This is a genomic window from Pseudomonas sp. WS 5021 (assembly GCF_012985535.1).
In the GTDB taxonomy this organism is placed as follows: domain Bacteria; phylum Pseudomonadota; class Gammaproteobacteria; order Pseudomonadales; family Pseudomonadaceae; genus Aquipseudomonas.
Genome location: NZ_JAAQWP010000006.1, coordinates 129,785 through 147,006 on the forward strand (window position 1 = coordinate 129,785; position 17,222 = coordinate 147,006).

At 64.9% G+C, this 17,222-nt stretch carries 19 protein-coding genes; all 19 read left to right on the plus strand.

Annotated elements, in window-relative coordinates; all coding sequences use genetic code 11:
- The first annotated feature begins 214 nt into the window (after positions 1 to 214).
- The 19 genes from HBO19_RS19540 to HBO19_RS19630 all read left to right on the plus strand — a co-directional run bounded on the left by HBO19_RS19540 (position 215) and on the right by HBO19_RS19630 (position 17,203).
- Positions 215 to 934 carry a beta-ketoacyl synthase chain length factor gene (locus HBO19_RS19540; protein WP_170058117.1) on the plus strand — a complete coding sequence of 240 codons (720 nt, stop codon included), beginning with the start codon at positions 215 to 217 and terminating at the stop codon, positions 932 to 934.
- Positions 910 to 1,722, plus strand: a complete 813-nt coding sequence (locus HBO19_RS19545; protein ID WP_169952337.1) for a lysophospholipid acyltransferase family protein — start codon at positions 910 to 912, stop codon at positions 1,720 to 1,722. Before HBO19_RS19540 ends, HBO19_RS19545 begins: the two co-directional genes overlap by 25 nt.
- Positions 1,700 to 1,969 (plus strand): phosphopantetheine-binding protein, encoded by a 270-nt coding sequence (locus HBO19_RS19550; protein WP_032862152.1) that lies wholly within the window; start codon positions 1,700 to 1,702, stop codon positions 1,967 to 1,969. The genes HBO19_RS19545 and HBO19_RS19550 overlap by 23 nt, the downstream gene beginning before the upstream one ends.
- Before the next feature lie 9 nt (positions 1,970 to 1,978).
- On the plus strand, positions 1,979 to 2,233 hold the full coding sequence (locus HBO19_RS19555; protein ID WP_169952339.1) for an acyl carrier protein: 255 nt from the start codon (positions 1,979 to 1,981) through the stop codon (positions 2,231 to 2,233).
- Positions 2,230 to 2,775: a hypothetical protein gene (locus HBO19_RS19560; RefSeq protein WP_169952341.1), complete on the plus strand. Its 546-nt coding sequence runs from the start codon at positions 2,230 to 2,232 to the stop codon at positions 2,773 to 2,775. Before HBO19_RS19555 ends, HBO19_RS19560 begins: the two co-directional genes overlap by 4 nt.
- Positions 2,772 to 4,442, plus strand: coding sequence for an acyl-CoA synthetase family protein (locus HBO19_RS19565; RefSeq protein WP_170058118.1), 1,671 nt, complete (start codon positions 2,772 to 2,774; stop codon positions 4,440 to 4,442). Before HBO19_RS19560 ends, HBO19_RS19565 begins: the two co-directional genes overlap by 4 nt.
- A gap of 80 nt (positions 4,443 to 4,522) precedes the next feature.
- A complete protein-coding gene (locus tag HBO19_RS19570) occupies positions 4,523 to 5,257 on the plus strand; it encodes a glycosyltransferase family 2 protein (protein WP_170042401.1) in 735 nt (244 codons plus the stop codon).
- A complete protein-coding gene (locus HBO19_RS19575; protein WP_170058119.1) occupies positions 5,254 to 6,192 on the plus strand; it encodes a glycosyl transferase in 939 nt (312 codons plus the stop codon). The genes HBO19_RS19570 and HBO19_RS19575 overlap by 4 nt, the downstream gene beginning before the upstream one ends.
- Positions 6,173 to 7,717 (plus strand): aromatic amino acid ammonia-lyase, encoded by a 1,545-nt coding sequence (locus HBO19_RS19580; protein ID WP_169952349.1) that lies wholly within the window; start codon positions 6,173 to 6,175, stop codon positions 7,715 to 7,717. The genes HBO19_RS19575 and HBO19_RS19580 overlap by 20 nt, the downstream gene beginning before the upstream one ends.
- A complete protein-coding gene (locus HBO19_RS19585; protein ID WP_170042399.1) occupies positions 7,710 to 8,138 on the plus strand; it encodes an acyl-CoA thioesterase in 429 nt (142 codons plus the stop codon). The genes HBO19_RS19580 and HBO19_RS19585 overlap by 8 nt, the downstream gene beginning before the upstream one ends.
- A gap of 11 nt (positions 8,139 to 8,149) precedes the next feature.
- The gene (locus HBO19_RS19590; protein ID WP_170042562.1) at positions 8,150 to 8,800 is read left to right on the plus strand and encodes an outer membrane lipoprotein carrier protein LolA; all 651 of its coding nucleotides are present in this window, start codon (positions 8,150 to 8,152) and stop codon (positions 8,798 to 8,800) included.
- Positions 8,790 to 11,102, plus strand: coding sequence for an MMPL family transporter (locus HBO19_RS19595; RefSeq protein ID WP_170058120.1), 2,313 nt, complete (start codon positions 8,790 to 8,792; stop codon positions 11,100 to 11,102). Before HBO19_RS19590 ends, HBO19_RS19595 begins: the two co-directional genes overlap by 11 nt.
- Positions 11,103 to 11,159: 57 nt before the next feature.
- Positions 11,160 to 12,407 (plus strand): NAD(P)/FAD-dependent oxidoreductase, encoded by a 1,248-nt coding sequence (locus tag HBO19_RS19600; protein ID WP_346266506.1) that lies wholly within the window; start codon positions 11,160 to 11,162, stop codon positions 12,405 to 12,407.
- Positions 12,404 to 13,153: a class I SAM-dependent methyltransferase gene (locus tag HBO19_RS19605; RefSeq protein ID WP_178121360.1), complete on the plus strand. Its 750-nt coding sequence runs from the start codon at positions 12,404 to 12,406 to the stop codon at positions 13,151 to 13,153. Before HBO19_RS19600 ends, HBO19_RS19605 begins: the two co-directional genes overlap by 4 nt.
- Positions 13,150 to 13,632, plus strand: a complete 483-nt coding sequence (locus HBO19_RS19610; RefSeq protein WP_169952355.1) for a DUF3261 domain-containing protein — start codon at positions 13,150 to 13,152, stop codon at positions 13,630 to 13,632. Before HBO19_RS19605 ends, HBO19_RS19610 begins: the two co-directional genes overlap by 4 nt.
- Positions 13,629 to 14,795: a beta-ketoacyl-[acyl-carrier-protein] synthase family protein gene (locus HBO19_RS19615; RefSeq protein WP_169952357.1), complete on the plus strand. Its 1,167-nt coding sequence runs from the start codon at positions 13,629 to 13,631 to the stop codon at positions 14,793 to 14,795. Before HBO19_RS19610 ends, HBO19_RS19615 begins: the two co-directional genes overlap by 4 nt.
- On the plus strand, positions 14,792 to 15,256 hold the full coding sequence (locus tag HBO19_RS19620) for a hotdog family protein (RefSeq protein ID WP_169952359.1): 465 nt from the start codon (positions 14,792 to 14,794) through the stop codon (positions 15,254 to 15,256). The genes HBO19_RS19615 and HBO19_RS19620 overlap by 4 nt, the downstream gene beginning before the upstream one ends.
- Positions 15,249 to 15,977, plus strand: coding sequence for a 3-oxoacyl-ACP reductase FabG (fabG, locus tag HBO19_RS19625; RefSeq protein ID WP_169952361.1), 729 nt, complete (start codon positions 15,249 to 15,251; stop codon positions 15,975 to 15,977). The genes HBO19_RS19620 and fabG overlap by 8 nt, the downstream gene beginning before the upstream one ends.
- A complete protein-coding gene (locus HBO19_RS19630) occupies positions 15,977 to 17,203 on the plus strand; it encodes a beta-ketoacyl-ACP synthase (protein ID WP_169952363.1) in 1,227 nt (408 codons plus the stop codon). The genes fabG and HBO19_RS19630 overlap by 1 nt, the downstream gene beginning before the upstream one ends.
- The last annotated feature ends 19 nt before the right edge of the window (positions 17,204 to 17,222 follow it).

The following is a 17,222-nucleotide window of genomic DNA, read 5'->3' on the forward strand; positions in this document are numbered from 1 at the left end:
AAGAGTTGCCTGACACCAGCCCCCCGTAGCCATTGGCGGACAATCACTGATTCTTTTCGGCGAATTTGTAATTTCTCGTGAACAATTCTTTACCAAAGTTTGCTAGAACCCCACCGCACCGGGATAATGCGCGCCACTCGGCCATCGCGCCATGCCCCGGTTTTATGGGCAATTTGCAGCACAAGGAAGCCCGCAGGGGCGGGAAATCTTCTCAGTGATCAACTTCAACATCGCCCAATGGCGCGCCTGGGCCCCTGGGCTCGACAGCGTGGATGCCTGGCGCGACTGGTGCCAGGCCCCAGTGTTGGTGGCCCAAAGCGATGCCGCGCCCGATGTGTCGTTCCTGCCGGCCATGCAGCGCCGGCGCCTGAGCCGCCTGGCCCGGATGGCCTTCAGTGTCGGCTGGCCCTTGGCCGACGGCCTGCAGGACCTGCCGCTGGTATTTGTCTCGCGTCATGGCGAAACCCCACGCACCCTGGACATTCTCAGCGACCTGGCCAACGACCAGCCGCTGTCGCCCACCCAATTCAGCCTGTCGGTACACAATGCGGTGATTGGCCTGTGGTCGATCCTGCGTAACGAAACCAGCGAAATGACCGCCCTGGCAGCCGCTGGCGACGGCCTGGAGCACGGCATGCTCGAAGCCGCAGCCCTGCTCAACGAAGGCGCGCCGGCCGTTCTGCTGGTGATTACCGAAGAGCAGCCACCCCTGGCCTACGCGCGGTGGATCGATGATGTGCCGTTCCCCTACGCCCTGGGCCTGCTGCTGACCCCAGGCGACGAATGGCAACTGGCGCTGCACACCACAACGGTCCAACCCACCGCGACCCAGTGGCCCCACGCCCTGAACCTGCTGCGCACCCTGCTCACCGAGCAAGGTGCCTGCCAACATGCCTGGAAGAACCGAGTATGGAACTGGCAACGCAAACCCTGACCGACAAGCCCCGGGACGCCTACTACTGGCGCCTGTTCGCCACGGCAGCCAGCTTCGTGCTGTTCGGCGTGGGCGGCTTGTGCCTGCGCTTGCTGGTGTTCCCGCTGCTCAGTTGCCTGCCGGGGGACGCCCGGCAGCACCAGCGCCGTGCGCGCCTGACCGTCGGGCGGTTGTTCTGGTTCTTTATCAACATGATGTACCGCGCCGGCATTCTCACCTACAGCGTCGAAGGCGCCGAAAAACTCGGGCGCCCCGGGCAGATGATCATCGCCAACCACCCGTCGCTGATCGACGTCGTGGTGCTGATCGGCCTGGTACGCCAGGCCAATTGCGTGGTCAAGCAGAGCCTGTGGCAGAACCCCTTCACCCGTGGCCCCGTGAATGATGCCGGCTATATCAGCAACGATGGCAGCATCGACATGCTCGATGCCGCCGCCAGTGCCCTGCGAGGCGGCCAGACCCTGATTATCTTTCCCGAAGGCACACGCACCGTGCCGGGCAAAGCCCCGGCCTTTCATCGCGGGGCCGCCGCCATCGCCCTGCGCGGTGCGACAATCATCACCCCCGTGGTGCTCAAGGTCAGCCCGACCACGCTGACCAAGGCCGAGCCCTGGTATCGCATCCCCAACCGCCGCTTTCACTTCAGTTTGCGGGTGGGTGCCGATATAGACCCACAGGTGTTTGCCTCACAAGGGCCACCACCTCAGGCCTCACGCAAGCTCAACGATTATCTGCATCACTATTTCATTAAGGAGCTCGCCGAAGATGAGCAACCCCAACAGCCTTGAACACGAAATCAAAACCCTGATCATCGAGGCCCTGGGCCTGGAAGACATCGACGCCTGCGACATCGGCAGCGAGCAAACCCTGTTCGGCGAAGGCCTGGGCCTGGATTCGGTAGATGCCCTGGAATTGGGCCTGGCGATCCAGAAAAAGTACGGCATCAAGATCGATGCCGACGCCAAGGACACCCGCAATCACTTTATCAACGTGGCCAGCCTCGCGGCGTTCGTCACGGCCCGACAGGCAGCTTGAGACCCGACCATGCAAACTCGTGACGATATCTTCAACACCCTGCGCGACGCCCTGGTGGAACTGTTTGAACTGGAGCCTACGCGGGTCACCCTCGACGCCAACCTGTACCAGGACCTGGAAATCGACAGCATCGATGCGGTGGACCTGATCGACCATATCAAGCGCCAGACCGGCAAGAAAATCGCCGCCGAAGAGTTCAAGGCCGTGCGTACGGTCAATGATGTGGTCGAGGCGGTCTACCGTCTGGTCCAACCGGCCGCATGAGCCGGCTGATCGGCCTTGGCCTGTTGCTGGTAGGGCTGCTGTACCCTTTCGCGGTGTATTACGGCACGGAGCATTTCGCCCCGTGGCAATTCGGCCTGCTGCTGGCGAGCCTCTGGCTGCTGCGCGCGCTGACCGGCCCGCGGCGTCCCGGCAGTGGCTGGATGGCCGGCGTGGCGCTTGTGTTTTGCCTGCTGCTGGCCTGGTTCGACAACCCGCAGTTGTTGCGCTGGTACCCAAGCCTGGTCAGCATCTTCATGCTGGCGCTGTTCGGCCTGAGCCTGAAGTACGGCCCGCCGATGGTCGAGCGCCTGGCGCGCCTGAGCGATCCGCATCTGCCTGAAAAGGCCATTGCGTATACGCGCCAGGTCACCGTGGTGTGGAGTGGGTTTTTCTTGTGTAACGGCCTGCTCGCCGCCGCGCTCACCTTGTGGGCACCGTTGAGCTGGTGGACGTTGTACAACGGCCTGATCGCCTATGGGCTGATGGGGTTGTTGTTTGCCGTGGAATGGCTGATACGACAAAGGGTTCGAGGCCGCGTATGAATTGGGTCAATCTTGAGCATCTGTTGCTTGAGCCTGTGCAACTGCGTTCGGTCACCACTGAACCTGCAATGAACCACGCACAACTGTGCGAACGGGCCCTGAGCCTGGCGGCCGGGCTCAAAGCCCGTGGCATCCAGCGCCTGGCCGTGCACCTGAGCGACGCCGGCGAGCTGGCGATTGCCCTGCTGGGCGCCTGGCGCGCCGGGGCCAGTGTGCTGCTGCCCGCCGACCTGCAAGCCCAGACCCGCCAACGCTGGGCCACTGCGGTCGACGCCTGGCTGACCGAAGCGGGCGACCTGGAGGCGCTCTACCACCCGCCGCTCGCCGCCGCCGCCCTGGACCTGGATGCCTGCCAATTGGGCCTTTGTACCTCCGGCTCCAGCGGCGCGCCCAAGCGCATCGACAAGACCCTGCGCCAACTGGCCAACGAGGTACAGGCCCTGGAAGCCTTGTGGGGCGCCGACCTGGGCCGCGCGTGCATCGTCGGCAGCGTCGCTACCCAGCACATCTATGGCCTGTTGTTCCGCATGCTGTGGCCGCTGTGCGCCGGTCGCAGCTTTGTGCGCCAGCAACTGCCGTTCCCCGAAGACTTGCAGCGCGTCAGCCGCCAGCACCCGCATTTCGCCTGGGTGGCCAGCCCGGCCCTGCTCAAGCGCATGGGCGATAACCTCGACTGGACGGCTTTGAGCACGGTCAAGCGCGTGTTCTCCTCCGGTGGCGCGCTGCCCGCCGAGGCTGCCGACAGCCTGCACCAACGCCTGCACCAGTGGCCGACCGAGATCCTCGGCAGCTCGGAAACCGGCGGCATTGCCTGGCGCCAGGGCCACACGCCCTGGCAGCCGTTTGCCGATGTACGCCTGACTCAGGATGCCGATGGCGCCTTGTGCATTGCCTCGCCGTACCTGCCGGCCGGGCATGTCGAGCAGACGGCCGATGCCGCGCAGATCCACGCAGATGGGCGCTTCGAACTGCTCGGGCGCCTGGACCGGATCGTCAAGCTGGAAGAAAAACGCATCTCCCTGCCGATGCTCGAACAGGCCCTGGCCGACCACGCCTGGGTCGCGGAAGCGCGCCTGGGGGTGGTCCAGGAAAACCGCGCGTCCCTCGGCGCCCTGGTGGTGCTCAGTGGCGACGGCCTGCACGCCCTGCGCAACCAAGGCCGGCGCAGCGTCACCCAAGCCCTGCGCCAGCACCTGGGCCAGCACTGCGAAGCCCTGGCGCTGCCCCGCCGCTGGCGCTTGTTGCGCCAGTTGCCGCTTACCCCCCAGGGCAAGCTACCCCAGGCCGATGTCGAAGCCCTGCTGCTGGCACCGCGCCCCAAGGCGCCGGAATTGCTGGCGCAAGTCGAGACCGACGGCGAATGGACCCTGCAACTGAGCATCCCGCCGGACCTGGCCTACTTCAGCGGCCACTTCCCTCACACCCCGGTGTTGCCAGGGGTGGTGCAGGTGGAATGGGCGTTCAACCTGGGCCAGCAACTGCTTGATCTACCGCCGACCTTTGCCGGCATGGAAGTGCTCAAGTTCCAGCAACTGGTGCGCCCTGGTGACGTGATCGAGCTGCACCTGCGTTTTGATCGCGAGCGGGGCAAGTTGTATTTCGCTTATCGCAATGACAGTGCGGCGTGTTCCAGCGGGCGGGTTTTGCTGGAGAATTCTCATGCATAGGTTGGGTAAGCGCACATCCCAAATGTGGGAGCTGGCTTGCCTGCGATGCAGGCAACTCGGTCCATCAGGTGCCCACCACCATGCATAACCCCTGCGCCCTGATCCCGGTCTACAACCATGAAGCCGCCGTGCCCGCCGTGGTCCGCAGCCTGCTGGACCATGGCCTACCCTGCCTGCTGGTGGACGATGGCAGCAGCCCGGCCTGCGCCGCCGTGCTGGCGCAACTGGCAAGCCTGGATAACGTGTCGCTGCTGACCCTGCCCGTCAATCAAGGCAAGGGCGCGGCAGTGATGGCCGGCTTTCGCGAAGCTGCGCGCCTGGGCTTTACCCACGCCCTGCAAGTGGACGCCGACGGCCAGCACGACCTGCGCGAAGTCGCGCTGTTTCTCGACGCCTCGCGCACCCACCCCGACGCGGTGATCTGCGGCTACCCCGAATACGACGACAGCGTGCCCAAGGGCCGCCTCTATGCGCGCTACCTGACCCATGTCTGGGTGTGGATCAACAGCCTGTCGCTGCAGATCCGCGATTCGATGTGCGGCTTTCGCATCTACCCCCTGGCACCGGTGCTGGCCTTGATGGACTCGGCACGGATCGGCAAGCGCATGGATTTCGACTCCGACATCCTCGTGCGCCTGTCATGGCGCAACCAGCCGATGCGCTGGCTGCCGACCCAGGTGCATTACCCGGCCGATGGCCTGTCGCACTTTCGCCTGGTCCACGACAACCTGCTGATTTCATCCATGCACACCCGGCTGTTTTTCGGCATGTTGCTGCGTGCGCCAATGATCCTCTGGCGACGGTGGCAGGCATGAGCGACACCCCCCGGCACTGGGCCGACCGCCAGGAGCGCGGCAGTTTCTGGCTGATGAAACTCACCGCATTCGCCGCCAAGGTCCTCGGGCGCCGGGTGCTGAGCCCGCTGCTGTATGGCATCGTCCTGTACTTTTTCGTGTTTGGCCGTGCCGCGCGCCAGAGCATCTGGCAGTACCAGCAGCGCCTGGCCGACTGGAGCGGGCGCGACGACCTGCGCCCCAGCCACACAAGGGTGTTCGGCCAGTTCATGGCTTTCGCCGACGCCTTGCTGGACAAGCTCGACGTATGGAACGGCAAGCTGCGCCTGGAACAGATCGAAATCATCGACCCGGCCCAATTGCGCGGGCAACTGCGCGGCGAACGCGGGCAGATGCTGGTGGGCGCGCACCTGGGCAACCTGGAAGTGTGCCGGGCCCTCGCGGAGCTGGGTGAGAAAGTCACCATGAACGTGCTGGTGCACACCAAGCACGCCGAACAGTTCAACCGCCTGCTGGGCGAAGCCGGGGCGAGCAACCTGCGGCTGATCCAGGTCAGCGAGCTGGACCCGGCGGTGATGCTGCTGCTCAGCCAGCGCCTGGACGACGGTGAGTGGCTGGCGATTGCCGGCGACCGCATCCCGCTGCACGGCGGGCGCACGGTGCGCGTGGATTTTCTCGGCCATAGCGCCGCCTTCCCCCAGGGCCCATGGCTGCTGGCCGGCCTGCTCAAATGCCCGGTCAACCTGCTGATGTGCCTCAAGCACCAGGGGCGCTATCGGCTGATCATCGAGCCCTTTGCCCCATTGATCGAATGGAAACGCAGCGACCGCCAGCAGGTGATCGCCCACTGGGCCGCCCGCTACGCCGAACGCCTGGGCCAGTTCTGCCTGCAAGCGCCCCAACAATGGTTCAACTTTTACCCTTTCTGGAAGACCGATGACGACGCATCTGCTTGAGCCGGTAACCTTCGGCGAACTCCCTTTGCGCATCGAAGACGTGCTGGCCCTGGCCAACCGTCAGGCGCCCACCCGCCTGCAAGACGATGCCGGGTATCGCCAGCGCATCGCCAAGGGCGCGCAGTTCCTCGATTCGCTGCTGGACAAGGAAGGCGTGATCTACGGCGTCACCACCGGCTACGGCGACTCGTGCGTGGTGGCGGTGCCGTTGCAGCATGTCGAGGCATTGCCGCGTCACCTGTACACCTTCCACGGCTGCGGCCTGGGCAAGTTGCTCGACGCCCAGGCCACCCGTGCGGTGCTGGCGGCGCGTTTGCAGTCGCTGTGCCACGGCGTGTCCGGGGTGCGGGTTGAACTGCTGGAGCGCCTGCATGCGTTCCTTGAACACGACATCCTGCCGCTGATCCCGGAAGAAGGCTCGGTGGGCGCCAGCGGCGATCTGACGCCGCTGTCGTACGTGGCCGCGACCTTGTCCGGCGAGCGTGAAGTGCTGTTTCGTGGCGAGCGCCGCCTGGCCGCCGACGTACACCGTGAGCTGGGCTGGACGCCGTTGGTGCTGCGGCCCAAGGAAGCCCTGGCGCTGATGAACGGCACCGCCGTGATGACCGGCCTGGCTTGCCTTGCCTTCGCCCGCGCCGACTACCTGCTGCAACTGGCCACGCGCATCACCGCGTTGAACGTGGTGGCGCTGCAAGGCAACCCGGAGCACTTTGACGAACGCCTGTTCGCCGCCAAGCCGCACCCCGGGCAGATGCAGGTTGCGGCGTGGCTGCGCAAGGACCTGGCCATCGACGCCCCGACCGCGCCGCTGCACCGTTTGCAGGACCGCTACTCGCTGCGCTGCGCGCCCCACGTCCTCGGCGTGCTGGCCGACAGCCTGAACTGGCTGCGTTCGTTTATCGAGATCGAGCTCAACAGCGCCAACGACAACCCGATCATCGACGCCGAGGCCGAGCGCGTGTTGCACGGCGGGCACTTCTACGGCGGGCATATCGCCTTTGCCATGGACAGCCTGAAAAACCTGGTGGCCAACGTCGCCGACCTGCTCGACCGGCAACTGGCGCTGCTGGTGGACGAGCGCTACAACCATGGCTTGCCGAGCAACCTGTCGGGCGCCCCGGCGGACCGCGCGATGATCAACCACGGCTTCAAGGCGGTGCAGATCGGCACCAGCGCCTGGACCGCCGAAGCGTTGAAAAATACGATGCCGGCCAGCGTGTTTTCGCGCTCCACCGAGTGCCACAACCAGGACAAGGTCAGCATGGGTACGATCGCCGCCCGCGATGCAATCCGCGTGCTGGAGCTGACCGAACAGGTGGCCGCCGCCACCTTGCTTGCCGCCAACCAGGGCGTGTGGTTGCGCGCCCAGGTCACGGATGCCAGGCCGTTGCCGCCGGCCCTGGCCGCGATGCACATCGAGCTGGCCAAGGACTTCCCGCCGGTGATCGAAGACCGTGCCCTGGAGGGCGAACTGCGCCTGTGCCTGCAACGCATCGCCGCGCAACACTGGAGGCTGCATGCGTAGCCCCGGCGTGTTGCATTGCGACACTGAAGTCCTCGTGCCCTTCTTCGACATCGACACGATGAACGTGGTCTGGCACGGCCACTACGTGAAATACCTGGAAATCGCCCGCTGCGCGCTGCTCGACAAGCTCGGCCACAACTACACGGCGATGCTCGAATCCGGCTATGCGTGGCCGGTAATCGATCTGCAACTGCGCTACGTGCGTGGCGCCACCTTTGGCCAGACCCTCAACGTGCGCGCCAGCCTGGTGGAGTGGGAGAACCGCTTGAAGGTCAACTACCTGATCACCGACCTTGCCAGCGGCGAACGCCTGACCCGCGCCAGCACCGTGCAAGTGGCCGTCGAGATTGCCAGCCGCGAGATGCAACTGGCCTCGCCCACCGTGTTCATCACCGCCGTCGAAAGGGCCCTGGAATGCTGAGCTTGCCCGCGATGGTCGCCAACAATAACGCGGGGGGCCTGACACTGCGCAGCGCCCTCCGGTTTTTCGCGAGCAAGCTCGCTCCTACAGGGGTTGGGTTGCTGCTGAGCGTTGGGGCTTATGCCTTCGACTTGCAACAACTGAGCGATCAGTTGGCCAAGCCCTCGGTGATCCACGGCAGCTTCATCCAGGAAAAGCACCTGCGCGCCCTGCCCCAGCCGCTGACCAGCAAAGGCACCTTCGTATTGGCCCGGGACCACGGCCTGCTCTGGCTGCTGAAAACCCCACTGCAACAGGACTATCGCATCAACGCCCAAGGCATAGCCCGGCGTGATGCCAACGGTTGGCAACCGCTGCCGAACAAAAGCGCCGGCGCCGAGCAGAACCGTTTGTTCCTGGCCGTGCTGCAAGGCGACAGCAGCGGCTTGCAGCGCGACTTCGAGTTGCAGCTGCAAGGCGAGGCCAAGGCCTGGAAACTCAAGCTGATCCCCCGCTCGCTGCTGCTCAAGCAAGTGTTCACCCAGATCAATATCGACGGCGGCGAGTTGGTGCACACCATCGAACTGCTGGAAACCCAGGGCGACAGCACCCTGTTACGCATGCAAGACAGCACCAGCACGCAACCCTTGAGCGACGCGGAGCAACACGACTTTGCCCAGTGAGCGTTGGTTGCCGCGCCTGTTCCTGATCCTGCTGGTGGCCGTGCTGGCCCTGGCCGGCTGGCAATGGCGCGAGGGCGCGCCGTTGTCGGCCAACCTGATGGATCTGGTGCCGGGCAACACCCCGGACGCGCTGGAACTGGCGGCCGAGCAACGCATGCAAGAGCCGCTGAACCGCGAGATGCTGGTGCTGGTCGGGCATGCCGATCGCCAGCACGCACTGGCCATGGCCCAACAGCTCGGTGAACAGTGGCAAGCCAGCGGCCTGTTTGAAAAGGTCACCTGGACCCTGCAGGCCGACCTGCCAGCCCTGCGCCAGCAATTGCTGCAAGGACGCCTGGCGATGCTGTCGGCCAAGGACCGCGAGCAGTTGGTCAGCGAGCCCGAGGCGTTTATCGCGCAGCGGGTGCAGGCGCTGTTCGACCCCTTTACCGGCTTCAGCCTGGTGCCGAGCCAGGACGATTGGCTGGGCCTGACCGGACGCATCCAGAACAGCCAGCCGCAACACGGTGCGGTGCAGCTGGATATCGGCAGCGGCGCGTTGATTGCCGATGCCGACGGCAAAAGCTGGGTGCTGCTGCGCGCGCGTACCCAGGGCAATGCCTTTGATATGAAACTGCCGCTGCAAGTCGCCGACCTGCTGCAAGCCAGCCGCGACCAGGCCAGCGAGCAAGGCGTGCAACTGCTCGCCGCCAGCGGCCTGCTGTACGCGGCCAACGGCCAACAACAGGCCAGCCGCGAGATGACCTGGGTCGGCGGCGGCGCAACAGTAGGGATTCTGTTGCTGTTGCTGCTGGCGTTCCGTCGCTGGCGGGTGTTGCTGGCCTTTGTCCCGGTGCTGGTGGGCATGCTGTTTGGCGCGGTGGCCTGTGTGGCGCTGTTTGGCCATATGCATGTGATGACCCTGGTGCTGGGCGCGAGCCTGATCGGCGTGGCCGTCGACTACCCGCTGCATTACCTGTCCAAGAGCTGGAGCCTGCAACCCTGGCGCAGCTGGCCGGCCTTGCGCCTGACCCTGCCGGGCCTGAGCCTGAGCCTGGCCACCAGTTGTATCGGCTACCTGGCCCTGGCCTGGACGCCATTCCCGGCGCTGACCCAGATCGCCGTATTCTCCGCCGCCGGCCTGGTGGGCGCCTACCTGTCGGCGGTGTGCCTGTTGCCGGCGCTGCTCAACGGCCTGGACCTGCGCCCGGCGCAATGGCCGCTGCGGGTCGCCGAGTTCCTGCTGGGGGTGCGTGAATCCTTGCTCAAGCGCCTGCCGAGCCAGGCGCTGCTGGTGCTGGCCCTGCTGTTCTGCGCCGGCGGCCTGTGGCAGTTGAACAGCAAGAACGATATTCGCCAGTGGATCGGCGCACCGCCGCAGTTACTGCAAGAAGCCCAGGCCATTGCGCGCATTACCGGCTACCAACCCACCAGCCAGTTCTTCCTGGTGCATGCGGACAATCAACAACAGTTACTGGAGCGCCAGGCGGCGTTGAGCCAGCGCCTGGATCAACTGGTGCACATGGACAAGCTGCAGGGCTACCTGGCACTCAATCAACTGGTCAGTACGCCCGGCGAACAGCAACACGTGCGCGAGGCCCTGAATCAACTGCCGGCGCTGTGGCAACCGCTGCTCGACCTCGGCATCCCCGCCAGCGCCCTGCAAGCGGAGGTGGCGCAGTTGCAGGCGCTGCCCACCGCCGACATCGACGCCGCCCTCGCCGGCCCGCTGGCCGAGCCGTGGCGCCTGTTGTGGCTGGGCAATGTCGACAGCGGCGTGGCGGCGATGGTCAGCCTGCAAGGCCTGAACAACCCGGCGCTGCTGCGTATCCAGGCCCTGGACCTGCCGGGCGTGCAACTGGTGGATCGCCTCGGCGACTTGAACCAGGTATTTGCCGCGACCCAGGTCAGCGCCGCCGAACTGAAATTATTGTCCTGTGTACTGATCGTCTTGCTGCTGATCCTGCCCTTTGGCCTGGGCGGCGCGCTGCGCATTGTCGCCCTGCCGCTGTTGGCTGCGCTGTGCAGCCTGGCCAGCCTCGGGTGGCTGGGGCAACCGTTGACCCTGTTCAGCCTGTTCGGCCTGTTGCTGGTGACAGCGATCAGCGTCGACTATGCGATCCTCATGCGCGAACAGATCGGCGGGGCCGCGGTCAGCTTGCTGGGGACGCTGCTGGCCGCGGTCACCACCTGGCTGTCCTTTGGCCTGCTGGCGGTGTCCAGCACCCCGGCGGTGAGTAACTTCGGCCTGTCGGTCAGCCTGGGCCTGGCCTTCAGCTTTATGCTGGCGCCATGGGCCGGCCGCCAGGAACATGCGCAATGATGCCAACTAATTTTTTTTTGTTGAATGTGATGATCGCCAACCCGGCAAGGAGCCACAGTGCCCACAGTTGAAATGGAACGTCGCCAGGTCGTGGTGATCGGGGCCGGCCCGTCCGGTGCCATTGCGGCCGCGCTGCTCAAGCGTAACGGGCATGATGTATTGATCATCGAGCGCGAGCACTTCCCGCGTTTTTCCATCGGCGAAAGCCTGTTGTCCCATTGCATCGACTTTATCGAAGAGGCCGGCATGCTCGAGGCGGTCAACGCCGCCGGCTTCCAGCTGAAAACCGGCGCCGCGTTTGCCTGGGGCGAGCGCTACAGTGCCTTCGATTTCGGTGACACTTTCAGCGAAGGCAAACCCACAACCTTCCAGGTCCAGCGCGCCGACTTCGACAAGTTGCTGGCCGATCAGGCGGCGTTGCAAGGCGTGGAGATCCGTTACGGCCAGACCCTGGTCGGGGTGGATTTCGCCGCGGGCCACCGCTACCTGCATGTACGCCGCGAAAACGGCCGCGAATACCACATCAAGGCCGGCTTTGTGCTCGACGCCAGCGGTTACGGCCGCGTGCTGCCGCGCCTGCTGAACCTTGAGGCGCCGTCAAACTTCCCGTTGCGCCAGGCGGTGTTCACCCACGTCGAGGACCGTATCGAACATCCGGGCTTCGACCGCAGCAAGATCCTCATCACCACCCACCCGACCCAGCGCGATATCTGGTTCTGGACCATCCCGTTCAGCAACGGCCGCTGCTCGGTAGGCGTGGTCGCGGCCAAGGAGCATTTCGACGGTTGCGATGGGGATCTGGACGCCTGCCTGCGCGGCTTTATCGAGCAAACCCCGAGCCTGTCCAAGGTGCTGGCGAACGCGGTCTGGGATACCCCGGCGCGGACCATCGGCGGCTACTCGGCAAACGTCACCACCCTGCATGGCCCGGGCTTTGCGCTGCTGGGCAATGCCGCAGAGTTCCTCGACCCGGTGTTCTCTTCAGGCGTGACCATCGCCATGCGCTCGGCCAGCATGGCCGCAGGTCTCCTGCACCGCCAACTCAAGGGCGAAAGCGTGGACTGGCAAACCGAGTTCGCCGCACCACTCAAACGCGGGGTCGATACCTTCCGTTGCTACGTCGAAGGCTGGTACGCCGGCACCTTCCAGGATGTGATCTACCACCCTGGCAGCTCGCCGGAAATCCGCCGCATGATCAGCTCGATCCTCGCCGGTTATGCCTGGGACGAGCGCAATCCCTTTGTCAGCGAACCCAAGCGCCGCTTGCGGATGCTCTCGGAAATCTGTTCGGGGGAAAACCTATGAGCAGCCCACCTGTGTCTAAAGAGTACTTGAGCAAAAACTACGTCGAAGAAACCAGGTTCGGCTTCTGGTTCCTGCGCAGCCACACCTGGCAACATCACGTACTGCGCGTGGCAATCAACGACCTGCGCAGCCTGTTCAGCACGCCGTTGCCGGAAGCACCAGTGCTGCTGGATGCCGGTTGTGGCCAGGGCAAGTCGTTTAGCTATTTACAGCAGGTGTTCGCTCCCAAGCGCCTGATCGGCCTTGACGCCGACCCGCACAGCCTCGACCTGAGCCGTGCCGAAGCGGCGCGCCAAGGCATTGAGATCGAGTTGATCGGCAGCGATTGCGCCACCCTCAAGGTGGCCGATGAAAGTGTCGACATCCTGTTCTGCCACCAGACTTTCCACCACCTGGTGGAGCAACAACGGGCGCTCACCGAGTTTTATCGAGTGCTCAAGCCCGGCGGCTACCTGCTGTTTGCCGAGTCCACCGAAGCCTATATCGACACCTGGGTAATTCGCTGGCTATTCCGTCACCCGATGCATGTGCAGAAAAGTGCCGATGAGTACCTGGAGATGATCCGCGAGCAGGGTTTCGAGTTTGGCCCGCAGAACGTGTCGTACCCGTACCTGTGGTGGAGCCGCTCGGCAGACTTCGGCCTGCTGGAGCGTTGGGGCTTGCGCCAGCCCAAGCCGTTTGGCGAGCGTGAAGAGACGTTGGTGAATGTGGTTGCACGCAAGCCACTCACAGGCCCGCCAGCATGATCCGCGCGCTGTTGATCGGCTGCCTGTTGCTGCTGGCCGCATGCGCCAGCCAGCCGCCGCTGCCGGTGCATACACCGAGCCTGGCGTTGCCCCTGCAATTGCATATCGAGCGCGAGCAGGACGGCCAGCGCCAGGACTGGTTGCTGGTGATCCAGCGCGAAGGCGAGGCCTTGCGCTGGTCGCTGATGGACCCGCTGGGCATCCCCCTGGCCCGGCAAAAGCTGGTGGCCGGCAGTTGGCAGGCAGATGGCCTGCTACCGCCCAACCCCCAGGCCCGCGAGCTGTTTGCGGCGCTGCTGTTTGCCCTGACCCCGGCCGCCGAAATGCCCGGCAACTACCCCCAAGCCCGTGAAGACGATGGCGTACGGGTACTCAAGCCGCACTGGCAGGTGATCTACCGCGCCCCCTTGACCTTCAGCGTGAACATGCCCGGCCAGCACCTGAACTACCGCGTCACCGCGCTCGAGAGCAGCCCATGACCGCCTACCTCAATGCCCTGGGGATCATCTGCGCCCTGGGCCGTGGCCAGCAGCAAGTGCGGCGCAATCTGTTTGCCGGGGATTGCTCGGGCATGCGCGCCGAGAGCGGCTGGGTGCCCGAGCGAGTACTGCCGGTGGGCAGCGTGCCTGGCGAACTGGTGCCACTGCCGCCGCACCTGGCGCAACAGAGCAGTCGCAACAACCAGCTGTTGCTGGAGGCCGCCTTGCAGATCGAAGGCCCGATCCGGCAGGCGATCCACACCTTTGGCGCCTCGCGTATCGGGGTGGTGCTGGGTACCAGCACCTCGGGCATCGATGAGGCCAGTCGCGGCATCGCCCATTACCTGCGCGAAGGGCAGTTCCCCCAGACCTATGACTACCGCCAACAAGAGCTCGGCGCCCCGGCCAACTTCCTCGCCGACTGGCTGCAACTGAGCGGCCCGGCCTATGTGATTTCCACCGCCTGCACCTCCAGCGCCCGCGCAATGATGAGCGCACGCCGCCTGCTGGACCTGGGCCTGTGCGATGCGGTGCTGTGCGGCGGGGTCGATAGCCTGTGCAAGCTGACCCTCAATGGCTTCACCTCGCTGGAGGCGGTGTCTTCCGAGCGCTGCAACCCGTTTTCGCTGAACCGCAACGGCATCAATATCGGCGAGGCGGCGGTGCTGTTCCTGATGAGCAAAACACCGGCGCCCATCGCCCTGCTGGGCAGCGGCGCCAGTTGCGATGCGCACCATATTTCTGCGCCGGAGCCCAGCGGCAAGGGCGCATTGCAGGCGATGAGCAAGGCCCTGGCCAGTGCAAAATTGGCACCGGCGCAGATCGGTTACCTGAACCTGCACGGCACCGCGACCCAGCATAACGACGCCATGGAAAGCCTGGCCGTGGCCACCCTGTTTCCGGCTGGCGTGGCCTGTTCCTCGACCAAGCCGCTGACCGGCCATACCCTCGGCGCTGCCGGGGCACTGGAGGCTGCGTTCTGTTGGCTGAGCCTGGTCGAGGGCACACTGGCGCCGCATATCTGGGACGGTCAAGCCGACCCGGCGTTGCCCGCCCTGCGCTGGGCCAAGGTCGGCGACACCCTGGAAAAACGCTGCCTGATGAGCAACTCGTTTGCCTTCGGCGGCAACAACGTCAGCCTGATTATCGGAGACGCCCCATGAGCCATTGGCCACTCGCCGAACTGCTGCCCCACGCCGGGGACATGATCCTGATCGACCAGGTGTTGGCATTCGATGAAGAACAGATCCACACCCGCGTCACCGTCAAGCCCGGCGGCCTGTTCAATCGCCCCGACGGCAGCCTGCCGGCCTGGGTCGGCGTCGAGTTGATGGCGCAAAGCGTGGCCGCCTATGCCGGCTGCCGCGCGCGCCAGAACGGCGAAGCGGTGGAGTTGGGCTTCCTGCTGGGCACGCGCAAGTTCGAATGCAATGTCGAGTACTTTCCCCTAGGTGCCGAACTGACCATCCACGGCCTGCGCTCCCTGGAAGACGACAACGGCATGGGTGTGTTCGAATGCCACCTGACCGGCGACGGGATCCAGGCCAGCGCACGCCTGAACGTATTTCGACCGCCCCAGGCGGCCAACTATTTAGCTGAATCGAAGGACACGTGTCATGACTGAATCCGTACTGGTCACCGGCTCCAGCCGGGGTATCGGCCGCGCTATCGCCCTGCGCCTGGCCCAGGCCGGCCATGACCTGGTGCTGCATTGCCGCAGTGGCCGTGCCGAGGCGGATGCCGTACAGGCCGAAGTCGAGGCCCTGGGCCGCAAGGCGCGGGTGCTGCAATTCGATGTGGCGGACCGTGCCACCTGCAAGCAGATCCTTGAAGCCGACGTAGAAACCCACGGTGCCTATTACGGCGTGGTGCTCAATGCCGGGCTGACCCGCGATGGCGCGTTCCCGGCGTTGTCGGAGGACGACTGGGACGTGGTGATGCGCACCAATCTCGATGGTTTCTATAACGTGCTGCACCCGGTGATGATGCCGATGATCCGGCGGCGCGCGGCCGGGCGCATTGTGTGCATTACTTCGGTCTCGGGGCTGATCGGCAATCGTGGCCAGGTCAATTACAGCGCGTCCAAGGCCGGCCTGATCGGCGCCGCCAAGGCCCTGGCCATTGAGCTGGGCAAGCGCAAGATCACCGTCAACTGTGTGGCTCCGGGCCTGATCGACACGGCAATGCTCGATGAAAACGTGCCGGTGGAAGAACTGATGAAGATGATCCCCGCGCAGCGCATGGGCACCCCCGAAGAAGTCGCCAGTGCGGTGAACTTCCTGATGTCGGCGGAAGCCGGCTACATCACCCGCCAGGTCCTGGCCGTGAACGGGGGCCTGTGCTGATGAAACGTGTGGTAGTCACCGGCATGGCCGGCATGACCTCCCTGGGCTGCGATTGGGACACCATCGTCGCCAACTTCCGTGCCCAGCGCAGCGGTATCCGGCGCATGGACGAGTGGGATCGCTTCAGCGAACTGAACACCCGTTTGGCCGGGCCGATTGACGACTTTGTCGTGCCGGCCCACTGGACCCGCAAGCAACTGCGCAGCATGGGCCGGGTTTCGCGCCTGGCGGTGTGGGCTGCCGAACAGGCGTTGCACGACGCCGGCCTGCTGGGCGATGCGTCGATCAAGGATGGACGCATGGGTGTGGCCTGCGGCTCATCCACCGGCAGTACCGATGAGATCAAGGCGTTCGGCAATATGCTGCTCAACTCGGTGGCCGAGGGCCTGAACGCCAACTCCTATGTGCGCATGATGCCGCACACCACGGCGGCCAATATCAGCATCTTCTTTGGCCTCACCGGGCGCCTGATCCCCACCTCCAGCGCGTGCACCAGCGGTAGCCAGGGCATCGGCTACGCCTATGAAGCGATCAAGTTCGGCCGCCTGCCGCTGATGCTCGCCGGCGGCGCCGAAGAGCTGTGCCCCACCGAAGCCATGGTGTTTGACGCGCTCTACGCCACCAGCCTGAAAAACGACGCCCCGCAGACCAGCCCACGGCCCTACGACAGTGGTCGCGACGGCCTGGTGATTGGCGAGGGCGGCGGCATGCTGGTGCTTGAGGAGCTGGAGCATGCCCTGGCCCGTGGCGCGCATATCCATGCCGAGATCGTCGGTTTTGGCAGCAACGCCGACGGCCAGCACACCACGCGCCCCGAGCAGGCCACCATGCGCCGGGCCATGGAGCTGGCCCTGGAAGATGCCGGCCTGGCGCCGGATGCCATCGGCTATGTCAACGGCCACGGTACCGCCACCGAACAAGGCGACATTGCCGAAACCCTGGCCACCAGCAGCCTGTTCGGCAGCCGCATGCCCATCAGCTCGCAAAAGAGTTTCCTGGGCCATACCCTGGGCGCCTGCGGGGCGCTGGAGTCGTGGTTCAGCATCGAGATGATGAACCGCGACCAATACGTGCCGACGTTCAACCTCGATCAAGTCGACCCACGCTGCGGCGAACTGGATTACCTGCGCGGCGAGTTCCGCCAGATGCACAACGATTACGTGATGAACAACAACTTTGCCTTTGGCGGCGTCAACACGTCGCTGATCTTTCGCCGCTGGCAGTAAGCCTTTTATCTGATTGGAG

What these genes read in the sequence shown, in the direction of transcription:
- HBO19_RS19545 (WP_169952337.1), top strand. Translation starts at nt 910, where the DNA reads ATGGAACTGGCAACGCAAACCCTGACCGACAAGCCCCGGGACGCCTAC.
- HBO19_RS19550 (WP_032862152.1), top strand. Translation starts at nt 1,700, where the DNA reads ATGAGCAACCCCAACAGCCTTGAACACGAAATCAAAACCCTGATCATC.
- HBO19_RS19555 (WP_169952339.1), top strand. Translation starts at nt 1,979, where the DNA reads ATGCAAACTCGTGACGATATCTTCAACACCCTGCGCGACGCCCTGGTG.
- HBO19_RS19560 (WP_169952341.1), top strand. Translation starts at nt 2,230, where the DNA reads ATGAGCCGGCTGATCGGCCTTGGCCTGTTGCTGGTAGGGCTGCTGTAC.
- HBO19_RS19565 (WP_170058118.1), top strand. Translation starts at nt 2,772, where the DNA reads ATGAATTGGGTCAATCTTGAGCATCTGTTGCTTGAGCCTGTGCAACTG.
- HBO19_RS19570 (WP_170042401.1), top strand. Translation starts at nt 4,523, where the DNA reads ATGCATAACCCCTGCGCCCTGATCCCGGTCTACAACCATGAAGCCGCC.
- HBO19_RS19575 (WP_170058119.1), top strand. Translation starts at nt 5,254, where the DNA reads ATGAGCGACACCCCCCGGCACTGGGCCGACCGCCAGGAGCGCGGCAGT.
- HBO19_RS19580 (WP_169952349.1), top strand. Translation starts at nt 6,173, where the DNA reads ATGACGACGCATCTGCTTGAGCCGGTAACCTTCGGCGAACTCCCTTTG.
- HBO19_RS19585 (WP_170042399.1), top strand. Translation starts at nt 7,710, where the DNA reads ATGCGTAGCCCCGGCGTGTTGCATTGCGACACTGAAGTCCTCGTGCCC.
- HBO19_RS19590 (WP_170042562.1), top strand. Translation starts at nt 8,150, where the DNA reads ATGGTCGCCAACAATAACGCGGGGGGCCTGACACTGCGCAGCGCCCTC.
- HBO19_RS19605 (WP_178121360.1), top strand. Translation starts at nt 12,404, where the DNA reads ATGAGCAGCCCACCTGTGTCTAAAGAGTACTTGAGCAAAAACTACGTC.
- HBO19_RS19610 (WP_169952355.1), top strand. Translation starts at nt 13,150, where the DNA reads ATGATCCGCGCGCTGTTGATCGGCTGCCTGTTGCTGCTGGCCGCATGC.
- HBO19_RS19615 (WP_169952357.1), top strand. Translation starts at nt 13,629, where the DNA reads ATGACCGCCTACCTCAATGCCCTGGGGATCATCTGCGCCCTGGGCCGT.
- HBO19_RS19620 (WP_169952359.1), top strand. Translation starts at nt 14,792, where the DNA reads ATGAGCCATTGGCCACTCGCCGAACTGCTGCCCCACGCCGGGGACATG.
- fabG (WP_169952361.1), top strand. Translation starts at nt 15,249, where the DNA reads ATGACTGAATCCGTACTGGTCACCGGCTCCAGCCGGGGTATCGGCCGC.
- HBO19_RS19630 (WP_169952363.1), top strand. Translation starts at nt 15,977, where the DNA reads ATGAAACGTGTGGTAGTCACCGGCATGGCCGGCATGACCTCCCTGGGC.